The organism is Mixta gaviniae (genome assembly GCF_002953195.1).
In the GTDB taxonomy this organism is placed as follows: domain Bacteria; phylum Pseudomonadota; class Gammaproteobacteria; order Enterobacterales; family Enterobacteriaceae; genus Mixta; species Mixta gaviniae.
This window is the reverse complement of sequence record NZ_CP026377.1, coordinates 2,964,966-2,979,405: the sequence shown is the minus strand read 5'-3', so window position 1 is coordinate 2,979,405 and position 14,440 is coordinate 2,964,966. Positions and strand designations below refer to the sequence as shown.

The 14,440-nt window shown below is 57.8% G+C and carries 12 protein-coding genes; 6 read left to right on the top strand and 6 right to left on the bottom strand.

Annotated elements, in window-relative coordinates; genetic code table 11:
- The first annotated feature begins 101 nt into the window (after window positions 1–101).
- From folE to mglC, 6 genes are all read left to right on the top strand, one after another.
- Window positions 102–767 (top strand): GTP cyclohydrolase I FolE, encoded by a 666-nt coding sequence (folE, locus tag C2E15_RS13900; RefSeq protein ID WP_104959185.1) that lies wholly within the window; start codon window positions 102–104, stop codon window positions 765–767.
- Window positions 768–795: 28 nt separating this feature from the next.
- Window positions 796–1,950 (top strand): DUF418 domain-containing protein YeiB, encoded by a 1,155-nt coding sequence (gene yeiB, locus C2E15_RS13895; RefSeq protein WP_104957896.1) that lies wholly within the window; start codon window positions 796–798, stop codon window positions 1,948–1,950.
- 156 nt (window positions 1,951–2,106) lie between these two features.
- Window positions 2,107–3,147 carry an HTH-type transcriptional regulator GalS gene (galS, locus tag C2E15_RS13890; protein ID WP_104957895.1) on the top strand — a complete coding sequence of 347 codons (1,041 nt, stop codon included), beginning with the start codon at window positions 2,107–2,109 and terminating at the stop codon, window positions 3,145–3,147.
- 325 nt (window positions 3,148–3,472) lie between these two features.
- Window positions 3,473–4,468 (top strand): galactose/glucose ABC transporter substrate-binding protein MglB, encoded by a 996-nt coding sequence (gene mglB / locus C2E15_RS13885; protein ID WP_104957894.1) that lies wholly within the window; start codon window positions 3,473–3,475, stop codon window positions 4,466–4,468.
- A gap of 70 nt (window positions 4,469–4,538) precedes the next feature.
- Complete coding sequence (gene mglA, locus C2E15_RS13880) at window positions 4,539–6,059, top strand: galactose/methyl galactoside ABC transporter ATP-binding protein MglA (RefSeq protein WP_104957893.1); 1,521 nt, start codon at window positions 4,539–4,541, stop codon at window positions 6,057–6,059.
- 19 nt (window positions 6,060–6,078) lie between these two features.
- Window positions 6,079–7,089 carry a galactose/methyl galactoside ABC transporter permease MglC gene (mglC, locus tag C2E15_RS13875; protein ID WP_104957892.1) on the top strand — a complete coding sequence of 337 codons (1,011 nt, stop codon included), beginning with the start codon at window positions 6,079–6,081 and terminating at the stop codon, window positions 7,087–7,089.
- A 90-nt stretch (window positions 7,090–7,179) separates the two neighbouring features.
- On the opposite strand, the gene sanA is transcribed toward mglC, so the two are convergent.
- From sanA to metG, 6 genes are all read right to left on the bottom strand, one after another.
- Window positions 7,180–7,899 carry an outer membrane permeability protein SanA gene (sanA, locus tag C2E15_RS13870; RefSeq protein WP_104957891.1) on the bottom strand — a complete coding sequence of 240 codons (720 nt, stop codon included), beginning with the start codon at window positions 7,897–7,899 and terminating at the stop codon, window positions 7,180–7,182.
- Between the two features lie 138 nt (window positions 7,900–8,037).
- Entirely contained in the window at window positions 8,038–9,735 is a 1,698-nt protein-coding gene (locus tag C2E15_RS13865) for an NAD-dependent malic enzyme (protein ID WP_104957890.1), read from the bottom strand.
- Window positions 9,736–9,972: 237 nt separating this feature from the next.
- Complete coding sequence (cdd, locus tag C2E15_RS13860; protein WP_104957889.1) at window positions 9,973–10,863, bottom strand: cytidine deaminase; 891 nt, start codon at window positions 10,861–10,863, stop codon at window positions 9,973–9,975.
- 148 nt (window positions 10,864–11,011) lie between these two features.
- Window positions 11,012–11,704: a CidB/LrgB family autolysis modulator gene (locus tag C2E15_RS13855; protein WP_104957888.1), complete on the bottom strand. Its 693-nt coding sequence runs from the start codon at window positions 11,702–11,704 to the stop codon at window positions 11,012–11,014.
- Window positions 11,697–12,089: a CidA/LrgA family protein gene (locus C2E15_RS13850; RefSeq protein WP_104957887.1), complete on the bottom strand. Its 393-nt coding sequence runs from the start codon at window positions 12,087–12,089 to the stop codon at window positions 11,697–11,699. The genes C2E15_RS13855 and C2E15_RS13850 overlap by 8 nt, the downstream gene beginning before the upstream one ends.
- 137 nt (window positions 12,090–12,226) lie before the next feature.
- Window positions 12,227–14,260, bottom strand: coding sequence for a methionine--tRNA ligase (metG, locus tag C2E15_RS13845; protein ID WP_104957886.1), 2,034 nt, complete (start codon window positions 14,258–14,260; stop codon window positions 12,227–12,229).
- Window positions 14,261–14,440: the final 180 nt, after the last annotated feature.

Sequence of the window (14,440 nt, the reverse complement as noted above, 5' to 3'; positions counted from 1 at the left end):
GATAAACGTCCCGGAGTGCTTCAGAATACGCGCTCTGATTATTATCCCGGCGACGCCCTTTGCGCGATCGTCGGCTGTTACACCTGCTGGAGAAACATCACATGGCGACGTTAAGTCATGAAGCCGCTCTGGTTCACGATGCGCTGGTGGCGCGTGGACTGGAAACCCCGTTGCGTGCCCCCGTACGTGAAATGGATGACGAAACGCGTAAACGGCTGATTGCCGGTCATATGACCGAAATCATGCAGCTGCTTAATCTCGATTTAGAAGATGACAGCCTGATGGAAACCCCTCATCGCATCGCCAAAATGTATGTGAATGAGATCTTCTCCGGTCTGGATTACGCTAACTTCCCGAAAATCACCCTGATCGATAACAAGATGAAGGTGGATGAGATGGTGACGGTGCGCGACATCACCCTGACCAGCACCTGCGAACACCACTTCGTGATTATCGACGGCAAAGCGACCGTCGCCTATATCCCGAAAGACAAGGTGATCGGCCTGTCGAAAATCAACCGCATCGTGCAGTTCTTCGCTCAGCGTCCGCAGGTGCAGGAGCGTCTGACGCAGCAGGTGCTGATCGCGCTGCAAACGCTGCTGGGCACCAATAACGTGGCGGTCTCTATCGATGCGGTGCATTACTGCGTGAAAGCGCGCGGCATTCGCGACGCCAACAGCGCCACTACCACCACGTCGCTGGGCGGCCTGTTTAAGTCGAGCCAGAATACGCGTCAGGAATTTTTGCGCGCGGTGCGTCATAATTAATTCCCTTTAAAACGCGGCAGGAACCGGCATGCAACGAAACATCACGCTGGATTTTATTCGTGGTCTCGCCATTCTCGGTATCCTGCTGCTGAATATCAGCGGCTTCGGCCTGCCTTCCGCTGCCTATCTCAATCCCGCCTGGAATGGCGCCCCTTCGTTCAGCGACGCGCTGTGCTGGGCGCTGCTCGATCTGCTGGCGCAAAGTAAATTCCTCACGCTGTTCGCGCTGCTGTTCGGCGCCGGCCTGCAGATGCTGCTGCCGCGCGGCAAGCGCTGGATCCAGGCACGTCTGAGCTGGCTGGTGATTATCGGCTTTCTGCACGCCATCTTTCTGTGGGAAGGGGATATCCTGCTGGCCTACGGCATCATCGGCCTGATCGCCTGGCGCATGATCCGTGACGTGCCCTCAACGCGTTCGCTGTTCAATACCGGCGTAATGCTCTATCTGGTGGGCGTCGGCGTGCTGCTGCTGTTTGGCATGATCTCCGATCCGTCGCCGTCGCGATCCTGGCTGCCGGGCGCGGCGGATATTCAGTATGAAACCTTCTGGAAGCTGAACGGCGGCGCGCTGGCGGTGGAAAACCGCCTCGACCATCTTTCGTCGATGCTGCTGGCGCTGGGCGCACAGTATGGCTGGCAGCTGGCCGGGCTGATGCTGATGGGCGGCGCACTGATGCGCAACGGCTGGCTGCAGGGTGCTTTCAGCCGTCGTCACTACCGCCGCGCGGCGCTGATCCTACTGCCGCTGGGCTGGCTGATCCAGCTGCCGGCGACGCTGCTGCAGTGGCATCTCGACTGGGCATTTCACTGGTCGGCCTTTTACCTGCAGGCGCCGCGCGATCTGGCCGCGCCGTTGACCAGTCTCGGCTACGCCGCGCTCTGTTTCGGCTTCTGGCCGCAGCTGGGCCGCCTGAAACTGACGCAGGCGGTTTGCTGCGTCGGACGCATGGCGCTCAGCAACTACCTGCTGCAGTCGCTGATCTGCACCACGCTGTTCTACCGCCTCGGGCTGTTCCTGCAGTTCGACCGCCTGCATCTGCTGCTGCTGGTGCCGCTGGTCTGGCTGGCGAACCTGCTGCTGTCAACCCTCTGGCTGCGTCGTTTCCGTCAGGGACCGCTGGAGTGGCTGTGGCGTCGGCTGACCGCTTTCGCCGCCCAGGCGCCTGCGCGTCGCGGACAATGACCGCCATCACAAATGTTACAAAATTGTATGTAACCGTTTTCATCAGTGTGACCTGATTCACGCAGCCCGTCACGCTGGCCTGCCAGAATAGCCGCCAGCAACTCCAGGCGGCAGGTGAAGCATGCAATCTATCTCTTCTCTTTCAGGTCACTCATCATGATTACCATTCGCGATGTCGCGCGTCAGGCGGGCGTCTCCGTCGCGACAGTCTCCCGGGTGCTGAACAACAGCAGCGCCGTCACGGCCGATACCCGCGACGCGGTGCTGCAAGCGGTGGATGCGCTGGGCTATCGCCCCAATGCCAACGCGCAGGCGCTGGCGACGCAGGTTAGCGACACCATCGGCGTGGTGGTGATGGATGTCTCTGACCCCTTTTTCGGCGCGCTGGTAAAAGCGGTGGATACCGTGGCGCAGCGGGTGCAGAAGCATGTCCTGATCAGCAACTCCTGGCATCAGGAAGAGAAAGAGCGCCACGCGATCGAAGTGCTGATCCGCCAGCGCTGTAATGCGCTGGTGGTGCATTCCAAATCCCTTTCCGACGCCGAACTCGCCAGCTTTATGGATCAGGTGCCGGGCATGGTGCTGGTCAACCGCATCCTGCCGGGCTACGCGCACCGCTGCGTCGGGCTGGACAACGTCACCGGCGCGACGATGGCGACGCGTATGCTGCTGCAGCAGGGGCATACGCGTATCGGCTATCTCGGCTCCAGCCATCCCATTGAAGATGAGGAGCAGCGCCGCGCCGGCTGGCTGCAGGCGCTGCACGAGCAGGGCATCGAGCCGCCCGACGTCTGGATAGGCAGCGGTGAACCCGATATGCAGGGCGGTGAGGCGGCGATGGTGGAGCTGCTGGGACGCAACCTGCAGCTGAGCGCCATCTTCACTTACAACGACAGCATGGCCGCCGGCGCGCTGACGGCGCTGAAAGACAACGGCATCCTGGTGCCGCAGCATTTCTCAGTTATCGGCTTCGATGATATTCCGATGTCACGTTACACCGATCCGCAATTGACGACGGTGCGCTATCCCATTGTTTCGATGGCGAAACTGGCGACGGAGCTGGCGTTAAAAGGGGCGTTGGGCGAACTGGATGCTGCCGCGCACCACTGCTTTATGCCGACGCTGGTGCGGCGTCATTCCGTTGCCGCGCGGCAAAATGTGGCGCCGGTCACTTTTTCAACCGATTCATCCATGTAACCGTTTTCAATCTGTGAGTAAATTCACAGTTAATTAACATACAGCTCTCTAAGATAGCAGCGTCTCAACGGCGCTGAAACATAATGTAACGGCCGGGATTTCCCGGCTGCAAACATCCCAGCCGCGCCGCGCAACATTTTGTCATTACTTTCCAGGAAGCGTTACCGATTAAGGAAGTCAGGTTTTGTGTCAGCAATCCATCGGCTTTGGGTAACCTTTTGTTAACTACCCGCCTGAACCGATTTTTCACTGAATGTCCGCTTTTCTTTACCCGCCAGGGTGAAGGGGCTGGACGTAGAACGACCCTGCAAAAACCGGAGATACTATGAATAAGAAGGTTTTCACCCTCACAGCCCTGGTTGCCAGCATGATGTTTGGCGCAACGGCGCACGCAGCAGATACCCGTATCGGCGTCACCATCTATAAATATGACGATAACTTTATGTCGATGGTGCGCAAAGATATCGAAAAAGACGCGCAGGCTGCCGGCGGCGTGCAGCTGCTGATGAATGACTCGCAGAATGACCAGTCCAAGCAGAACGATCAGATCGACGTGCTGCTGGCGAAAGGGGTTAAAGCTCTGGCGATCAACCTGGTCGACCCGGCCGCAGCGGGCGTGGTGATCGATAAAGCGCGCAGCAATGACGTGCCGGTGGTGTTCTTCAATAAAGAGCCGAACGCGAAAGTGCTGGCCAGCTACGACAAAGCCTATTACGTCGGTACCGATTCCAAAGAGTCCGGCGTGATCCAGGGCCAGCTGATTGAGAAGCACTGGAAAGCGACGCCGGCCTGGGATCTGAATAAAGATGGTCAGATTCAGTTCGTGCTGCTGAAGGGCGAGCCGGGCCATCCTGACGCCGAAGCGCGTACCAAATATGTGATCGACACCCTGAACAAAGATGGCATCAAAACGCAGCAGCTGGCGATGGATACCGCAATGTGGGATACCGCTCAGGCGAAAGATAAGGTCGACGCCTGGCTCTCCGGCCCGAACGCCAACAAAATTGAAGTGGTGATCGCTAACAACGATGCGATGGCGATGGGTGCGGTCGAAGCGCTGAAGGCGCACAACAAAACCACTATTCCGGTATTTGGCGTCGATGCGCTGCCGGAAGCGCTGGCAATGGTGAAATCGGGCGCGATGGCAGGCACGGTGCTGAATGACGGCGCCAACCAGGCAAAAGCCACCTTCGATCTGGCGAAAAACCTCGCCGACGGTAAAGGGGCCGCTGACGGGACCAATTTCAAACTGGAAAATAAAATCGTACGTATTCCTTACGTTGCGGTAGATAAAGAGAACCTCTCTCAGTTCAGCAAATAAACAGTATTGGGCGCGGCATTTACCGCGCCCTTTATTCGCCAGACGCAGACAATTTTCAGCCAGGTAAATTATGGCCAGTGAAAACATAACACAGCAGCATGAATTCTTGCTGGAGATGACCAGTGTCAGTAAGTCATTTCCTGGCGTGAAGGCTTTGGATAATGTGAATCTGAAAGTCCGGCCGCATTCCGTTCACGCGCTTATGGGGGAGAATGGCGCGGGTAAATCGACGCTGTTGAAATGCCTGTTTGGCATTTACAGCAAAGATAGCGGAACCATTCTGTTTCAGGGGAAAGAGATTAATTTCACCAGCGCAAAAGAGGCGCTGGAAAATGGCGTATCGATGGTGCATCAGGAATTAAACCTGGTGCTGCAGCGTTCGGTCATGGATAACATGTGGCTCGGACGTTATCCGCGCAAAGGGCTGTTTGTCGATCACGATAAAATGTATCGCGATACCAAAGCCATTTTTGACGAGCTGGATATCGATATTGATCCGCGCGATAAAGTCGCGACGCTGTCCGTTTCGCAAATGCAGATGGTAGAAATTGCCAAAGCTTTCTCCTATGACGCTAAAATCGTCATCATGGATGAGCCGACCTCGTCGCTGACGGAAAAAGAGGTGAATCATCTGTTCACCATTATCCGTAAGCTGAAAGATCGCGGCTGCGGCATCGTCTATATCTCCCATAAGATGGAGGAGATATTCCAGCTGTGCGATGAAATCACCATTCTGCGCGACGGCCAGTGGATCAGCACCCAGCCGCTGGAAGGGCTGGATATGGATAAGATCATCGCCATGATGGTCGGCCGCTCTCTTAACCAGCGTTTCCCGGATAAGACCAACGTGCCGGGCGAGGTGATCCTGGAGGTGCGCAACCTGACCTCGCTGCGTCAGCCTTCGATTCGCGATATCTCTTTCGATCTGCATAAAGGGGAGATCCTCGGCATCGCCGGGCTGGTGGGCGCCAAGCGTACCGATATTGTGGAAACGCTGTTCGGCATTCGTGAAAAAGCGGGCGGCACCATTAAGCTGCACGGCAAAGCGATCAATAACCACAGCGCCAATGAAGCGATTAACCACGGTTTTGCGCTGGTCACTGAAGAGCGCCGCTCCACCGGTATTTACGCCTATCTGGATATTGGCTTTAACTCATTAATTTCCAATATTCGGCAGTATAAAAATAAGCTCGGCCTGCTGGATAACAGCCGAATGAAAAGCGACACCCAGTGGGTTATCGATGCCATGCGGGTAAAAACGCCGGGGCATCATACCGCAATCGGATCGCTTTCCGGCGGCAACCAGCAGAAAGTCATTATTGGACGCTGGCTGTTAACCCAGCCGGAAATATTAATGCTGGATGAGCCGACGCGCGGTATTGATGTCGGCGCCAAGTTTGAAATTTACCAGCTTATTTCCGAACTGGCGAAGAGAGATAAAGGCATCATTATTATCTCCTCCGAAATGCCGGAGCTATTAGGCATTACCGATCGCATCCTGGTAATGAGTAATGGCCTGGTCGCGGGCATCGTCGAAACAAAAACCACCACGCAAAACGAAATATTACGTTTAGCGTCGTTGCACCTTTAATGATGTAAGGGTTGTTACCATGAAAGCTACAACTAAAAAGAATGCGCTGACCTGGTTGAAAGAGGGCGGCATCTATGTCGTATTGCTGGTGCTGCTGGCAATTATTATTTTCCAGGACCCCACCTTCCTCAGCTTAATGAACCTGAGTAATATTCTTACCCAGTCCTCGGTGCGTATTATTATCGCGCTGGGCGTCGCCGGGCTGATCGTTACCCAGGGCACCGACCTCTCTGCCGGGCGCCAGGTGGGCCTGGCGGCGGTGGTGGCGGCCACCATGCTGCAGGCGATGGATAACGCTAACAAAGTTTTCCCGCAGCTGGATACCGTGCCGATTCCGCTGGTGATCCTGACAGTGTGCGTGATCGGCGGCCTGATCGGCCTGCTTAACGGCGTTATCATCGCCTACCTGAAGGTGACACCGTTTATCACCACGCTGGGCACCATGATCATCGTTTACGGCATTAACTCGCTCTACTACGACTATGTGGGCGCATCGCCGATCGCGGGCTTTGATGCCGGCTTCTCGAAGTTTGCTCAGGGCTTCCTGCGCTTTGGGGATTTCAAACTCTCCTACATCACCTTCTATGCGGTGATCGCCATCGTGTTTGTCTGGATCCTGTGGAACAAAACGCGCTTCGGCAAAAACATCTTCGCTATCGGCGGCAACCCGGAAGCGGCGAAAGTCTCCGGCGTTAACGTCAACCTGAACCTGATCCTGATCTATGCACTCTCCGGCGTGTTTTACGCCTTCGGCGGCATGCTGGAAGCGGGCCGTATCGGCAGCGCCACCAACAACCTCGGCTTTATGTATGAGCTGGACGCGATTGCGGCGTGCGTGGTGGGCGGGGTCTCCTTCGCCGGCGGCGTCGGTACCGTGGCGGGGGTCGTGACCGGCGTGCTGATCTTTACCGTTATCAACTACGGCCTGACCTATATCGGCGTGAACCCCTACTGGCAGTACATCATCAAGGGCGGCATCATTATCTTCGCCGTGGCGCTGGATTCACTGAAATACTCGCGCAAAAAGTAATCGCCAGCACGGCAGCGCCTCTGCCGTCCAGTGACAAAAAAGCCGACCTTCAGGTCGGCTTTTTTCTTGCCTGCGCGGCGACAGCGCGGCTTATTTTTTCTGCCGCTGCTCCAGCTCCAGCAGTTGCTCCGGCGTTACTGCCGGATAGCTCTGCGCATCCTGCGGCACCTCATGCACCGCCGGGATTGGCACCAGCGGGCCGAGGAAACGCGGCTCGCGCTTCATAATATAGAGGTCGGCCAGCGCGCCGAGCCGGGCGGCCACTTCGCGCGCGCGCACCGTTAGCATATTTTTCGGCGACGGCACCGCGTAGCACTGCGCCTGAATCCCCATATGCAGGGCAATAAACAGCGCGCGCTCGCAGTGGAAGCGCTGGGTAATGATAATGAAATCGTTGGTGTCGAACACCTTACGTGTGCGCACAATGGAATCCAGCGTGCGGAAGCCCGCATAGTCCAGCACGATATCGGCAGGGTTGACCCCGGCGGCGATCAGATCGCGTCGCATGGTCATCGGCTCGTTATAGCTCTGCTGGGCGTTATCGCCGCTCAGCAGCAGATAGTTGACCTTGCCGCTGTTATAAGCGTTCAGCGCGCCCTGGATACGGTAATAGTAATACTGGTTCGGCACCCCGGTGCGATAGTACTTGGCGGTGCCTAACACCACGCCCACCTGACGGTGCGGCAGCGAGGTCAAATCGTCATAGACCAGCGGGGCGGTTTTCAGGGCAATCCAGCGATCGAGGCCGAGCGCGGCCAATATCATCAGCAGCAGGATGATAATCAGGCCATATGTCATGCGTTTCAACATGTTCGGCGTAGCTCTGGACGGGGCGGATAGAATGGCTCAAGGCTACTTGAGCCGTCAGGCTGACGCAAGCGCGCGCCGGTCAGACGCGGCTTTTTTAAGCAATCTCCGCCGCAGAGGAGGACGGAGATCGCCTTCAGGTTAAATTGAGGTGCGACGATAGTTACGATACTGCGGCATCCAGAAGTTATTGGCCACCGCCTTCGACAGCACATCCTCCGAGGTGACCACCGCCACGCCCGCCAGCTGCGCCGCTTTGCCGACCGCCATGGCGATCACTTTCGATACGCCCTGAATATCCTTCACTTCCGGCAGTACCGGGCCTTCACCCTCGTTCACCAGCGGCGAGCAATCTGCCAGCGCGCGGCTGGCCGCCATCAGCATGCTGTCGGTGACGCGCGTCGCGCCGGAGGCGATAACGCCCAGGCCGATGCCGGGGAAGATATAGGAGTTGTTGCACTGGGCGATTGGATAGGTTTTATCGTGCAGCGTCACCGGCGCGAAGGGGCTGCCGGTGGCCACCAGCGCCGCACCGTCGGTCCAGGCGAGGATATCCGCCGGCGTCGCTTCCACGCGCGAGGTCGGGTTGGAGAGCGGCATCACAATCGGACGCGCGCAGTGGCTGTGCATCTCGCGAATAATCTCTTCGCTGAACAGGCCCGGCTGGCCCGATACGCCGATTAGAATATCGGGTTTGGCGTTGCGCACCACGTCCATCAGGGAGATAGCGTCGCTGGCCAGGTTCCAGCCGGCAAGGTTTTCGCTTTTCTGCACCAGTTTACTCTGGAAATTCAGCAGGTTCGGCAGCTTATCGGTCAGCAGGCCGAAGCGGTCCACCATAAAGACTCTGGCGCGCGCTTCTTCATCGCTCAGCCCCTCTGATTTCATCTGGGCGATGATCTGCTCGGCGATGCCGCAGCCGGCGGAACCGGCGCCGAGGAACACCACTTTTTGATCGCGCAGGCGGCTGCCCGCGGCGCGGCTGGCGGCGATCAGCGTGCCGAGCGTCACCGCCGCGGTGCCCTGAATATCGTCGTTAAAGCAGCAGAGCTGGTCGCGATAGCGCTCCAGCAGCGGCATGGCGTTTTTCTGCGCGAAATCTTCAAACTGCAGCAGCACGTTCGGCCAGCGGCTGCGCACTGCCTGGATAAACTCATCGACAAAGCGATCGTATTCGTCACCGGTAATGCGCGGGTGACGCCAGCCCATATAGAGCGGATCGTTTAGCAGCTGCTGATTATTGGTACCGACATCCAGCACCACCGGCAGGGTGTAGGCCGGGCTGATGCCGCCGCAGGCGGTATAGAGCGACAGCTTACCGATAGGAATGCCCATGCCGCCGATGCCCTGGTCGCCGAGGCCGAGAATGCGTTCGCCGTCGGTCACGACGATCACTTTGACATTCTGCTTGGTGGCGTTCTGCAGCATATCTTCGATGCTGGCGCGATTCGGGTAGGAGATAAACAGACCACGGGCGCGACGATAGATTTCAGAGAAGTGTTCGCAGGCGGCGCCGACCGTCGGGGTATAGATAATCGGCATCATCTCTTCGAGATGGTTGTCGAGCAGGCGATAGAACAGGGTTTCGTTAGTGTCCTGGATATTGCGCAGATAGACATGCTTATCGTTGTTGTTTTTAAAATCTTCGAACTGACGCCAGGCACGCTCGGCCTGTTCTTCAATGGTTTCGACCGTTTCCGGCAACAGGCCATTAAGATTGAAGTCGTTGCGCTCTTCAATAGTGAAGGCGCTGCCTTTATTCAGCAGGGGAAATTCCAGCAGGATAGGGCCAGCGTAAGGGATATAAAGCGGACGTTTACTCTCGTAATCGAGTTCCATGCGGTGTTTGCTCCGGTTACAGGCACGTTCTCTTCGGGGAAGTGGCCAGTGTTTTTATAACAACAAGGGTGTGCCCCGATCCTAAGAAAATTCTCGCAGAAGTACAGCGTTTGTTAACTGCCGTTAACAAAAGCGGCCGCTTTTTTGTCGAAAGCACCGGGAACAGCGGGCGGTGAGGCGCAGAAGAGGCCGCCGCGCCCGCGATCATCGGGCGCGGCGGAGAGGGGGGCTAACCGGCTACGCTTTTTGTAGCGCGACGCAATCCAGCTGGCGACAGCCAAGCGCCTGCAGGGTAGCGGCGGTGGCGGGCTGCTGTTGCAGCCGCGCGTCGGGGCTTTCCGCCAGTACGGCACGCACGATCTGATGACAGCTTTCGCCGTGCATATTCAGCAGGATCAGCGCCGCCTGCAGCGGCGGCAGGCTGGGGTTAAAGGCGACGTTTTCGATATAGCCGCCGTGATAGCAGGCGCCGCTGGCGGTCTGCAGCGCGACGCCGCTGTGCGCCTGGCTGTAAGGCGCGTGGCTGCGGTTGGCGGCGGCGATGGCCGCCTGCGCCAGCGCGTCGCCTTCTGCACGATAGCCGTGATCCACACTATCCATCACCAGCGTGGTGATGTTCAGATCGCGCGGGCCAAAAGCGTCAGGCAGGTAGTCGGCCAGCGTCACGACCGGGCGGCCCGGCAGGCTGATGCGCAGCGCCGTGCCGCTGTTCAGCTCATTCATAAACTGACGGCAGTGGCCGCAGGGGGTGTAGTTGACGGTCATGGTCGCCAGGCCGCTTTCGCCGCGCAGCCAGGCGTGGGTAACCGCGCTCTGCTCGGCATGCACCGTCTGCTGCATCGTGGCGCCGGCAAACTCCATATTGGCGCCGAAATACCAGTGGCCGCTCTGGCCGCGCGCGACCGCGCCGACATTGAATGTCGACAGCGGGGTCACGGCGCAGGCGGCGGCCAGCGGCAGCAGCGCCAGCGCCAGCGCGTCTTCATTCAGGCCGCTCTCATGGCAGAGCATGGCAACCTGATCAGGGGTAAAAAAGGCGGCAAAATCGTCAGCGTCAAGGATGGGAAGGAGCGCGGCCTGAAGGTCGGCCGCCAAACCGGCAAAGGCCGGACGAAAACGTGGATGCATTGCATGCCTCTTATAGCTGGGGTTATCCCAAAATTGTAAAGCACCGGCAGGGGTTATATGTGATCTCTGTCGCTACGGCAATGTAATGAGTGAAATGAAATTACAAATTGCGCGATCTCTCGCAAATTTTAACCCGCATGCGGCGCTTTTAGCCAAACAGCGCCAGCAGCAGCGGGAACAGGAACGGCGCCAGCAGCGAGGTGATGATGCCGCAGATCACCAGCGCCAGCGAACTGAACGCCCCTTCCTGAAAATCGAGTTCGGCGCAGCGCGCGGTGCCGAGGGCGTGCGAAGCGTTGCCGATCGCCAGGCCGCGCGACGCTTTGGTTTTGATGCGCATCAGGTTCAGCAGCATATGGCCGAATACCGCGCCCAGTACGCCCGCCACCAGTACGCAGATAGCGCTGATCGCCGGAATGCCATGCAGCGAGGCAGAGACCGCCATAGCGATCGGCGTAGTGACCGATTTCGGCATAATGGTCGCGGCGATTTCCGGCGTGGCCCCCAGCCAGAGCGCGATGGCGGTGCCGGAAACCATCGCCGTCATGCTGCCGATAAAGCAGACGGCGATAATCGACTTCCAGCGCGCGCGGATCTGGTGCAGCTGCTCATAGAGCGGCAGCGCCAGCGCCACCACTGAAGGTTGCAGCAGGCTGTTGAGTATCGCGCTGCCCTGAAAGTAGCGCGCATAGGGCATATTGATCAGCAGCAGCAGGGGAATGATGACCGCCATCGAAATCAGCAGCGGATTAAACAGGGAGATTTTGACCCGCGCCGCCAGCCAGCGCGCGGAAAAAAACACCGCCAGCGTCAACGGCAGCGACCACCAGATATCACTCATCTTTATTTTCCCCGACGATAGGCTTGCCGTGCAGGCGATGCGAACTGTAGCCGACGACCATCAATACCAGCATAGTGCTAAGGACGCAGGAGACGAAGATGGGGCCAAACTGGGCGGTAAGCACATCGGTGTAGTTCATCACGCCGACGCTGATCGGCACAAACAGCAGCGCCATATAGCGAATGATCAGGTAACAGCCAGGCTTCACCCAGTTGACCGGGACAATCTGAAAGCCCAGCAGCAGGAAGAGGATCAGCATGCCGATAATACTGCCAGGAATGACGATAGGCAGCAGGGATGAAATGCCGATACCGGCATAGAGACAGAGATAGATAATGATGAAGGCGCGCAGATAGCGCCAGCAGGCAGACAGCACGGCGGACATGGCAGACTCCTGTTTTTGACGCAGGTAATGATACGCTGAAACGGCTAATCGTGCTACCGATCACACAATCAGGCGATGCGGCAAAAAAAACGCCCCGGAACGGGGCGTGACAGGTAATGCAGGCTGCGCCAGCGGGGTTATTTCACCGGCATACCAGGCTGCGCGCCGCTGTCCGCGCCGAGAATGAACAGATCTTTCCCGCCCGGGCCTGCCGACAGCACCATGCCTTCCGACACGCCGAAGCGCATCTTACGCGGCGCCAGGTTAGCGACAATAATGGTATGGCGGCCAACCAGCACCGACGGATCGGGGTAGGCGGCACGAATGCCGGAGAAGATCTGGCGTGTTTCGCCGCCTACGTCCAGCACCAGACGCAGCAGCTTATCGGAGCCTTCCACCAGTTCGGCGGTTTTGATCAGCGCCACGCGCATATCCACTTTAGCGAAGTCGTCGATGGTAATGGTCTCGCCAATCGGATCGTCCGCCAGCGGGCCGCTTGCAGCCGGCTGCGCCGCAGCGGCGGCGTCCTCTTTCGAGGCCTCGATCAGCGCGTTGATTTTCGGCATTTCGATGCGGCTGTAGAGCGCTTTAAACGGCGCAACCTCATGGTTCAGCAGCGGCGTGTGAATCGCGTCCCACTGCAGATCGCACTTCAGGAAGGCTTCGACGCGCTCGCTTAATGAAGGCAGCACCGGCTTCAGCCAGGTCATCAGCACGCGGAACAGGTTGATGCCCATGGTGCAGATTGCCTGCAGATCGGCGTCGCGGCCTTCCTGCTTCGCTACCACCCACGGCGCCTGCTCGTCAACGTAGCGGTTAGCCATATCCGCCAGTGCCATGATTTCGCGGATGGCACGGCTATATTCGCGGCTGGCCCAGGCATCGCCGATGCTGGCGGAGGCGTCGGTAAAGGTCTTGTAGAGCGCCGGGTCGGCCAGGTGGTCGGCCAGCTGGCCGCCGAAGCGTTTGGCGATAAAACCGGCGTTGCGCGAAGCCAGGTTTACCACTTTGTTGACGATATCAGCGTTGACGCGCTGCACGAAATCTTCCAGGTTCAGGTCGATATCGTCGATGCGCGAAGAGAGCTTCGCCGCGTAGTAGTAGCGCAGGCTGTCGGCGTCCAGATGATCAAGCCAGGTACTGGCTTTGATAAAGGTGCCGCGCGACTTGGACATCTTCGCGCCATTGACCGTGACGTAGCCGTGAACAAACAGGTTGTTCGGCTTGCGGAAATGACTGCCTTCCAGCATCGCCGGCCAGAACAGGCTGTGGAAGTAGACGATATCCTTGCCGATAAAGTGATACAGCTCGGTAGTAGAGTCTTTTTTCCAGAACTCATCGAAATCGAGATCGCCGCGCTTATCGCACAGATTCTTAAACGAGCCCATATAGCCGATCGGCGCATCCAGCCAGACGTAGAAATATTTGCCCGGCGCATCCGGAATTTCAAAGCCGAAGTAGGGCGCGTCGCGGGAGATATCCCACTGCTGCAGGCCCGATTCGAACCACTCCTGCATTTTGTTCGCCACCTGCTCCTGCAGCGCGCCGGAACGGGTCCAGGCCTGCAGCATTTCGCTGAACGACGGCAGGTCGAAGAAGAAGTGTTCGGAATCGCGCATCACCGGCGTGGCGCCGGAGACCACCGATTTCGGATCGATCAATTCAGTCGGGCTGTAGGTCGAACCGCACACTTCGCAGTTATCGCCATACTGATCCTGGGCTTTACATTTCGGGCAGGTGCCTTTGACGAAGCGGTCCGGCAGAAACATGCCTTTTTCCGGATCGAACAGCTGCGAAATGGTGCGGTTTTTAATAAAACCATTCTCTTTCAGACGGCTGTAAATCAGCGCCGACAGCTCGCGGTTCTCATCGCTGTGCGTCGAGTGGTAGTTATCGTAGCTGATGTTAAAGCCAGCGAAATCTTTCTGATGCGCCTGACTCATCTCAGCAATCATCTGCTCTGGGGTGATACCCATCTGCTGCGCTTTCAGCATAATCGGCGTGCCGTGCGCGTCGTCAGCGCAAATGAACCATACCTGATTGCCGCGCATTCGCTGGTAACGGACCCAGATATCAGCCTGGATATGCTCCAGCATATGGCCAAGATGGATGGGACCATTTGCGTACGGCAGAGCGCACGTTACCATTATTTTTTTCGCGACTTGAGTCATAGCGGGACATGTTTCTTCTGGTTAAAAAGGGCTTTAGATGTTAACCGAAAGCCCGACCCGGCGTAAACAAAGGGATTTAGCGCATCGCCAGGCAAACGCGATCTGCCGGGGCTTCTGGTATGCTTAAGTTGATCGCACTATGTCCGATAATCTCCCGTAACGGAGACCGGCCGCACGCCG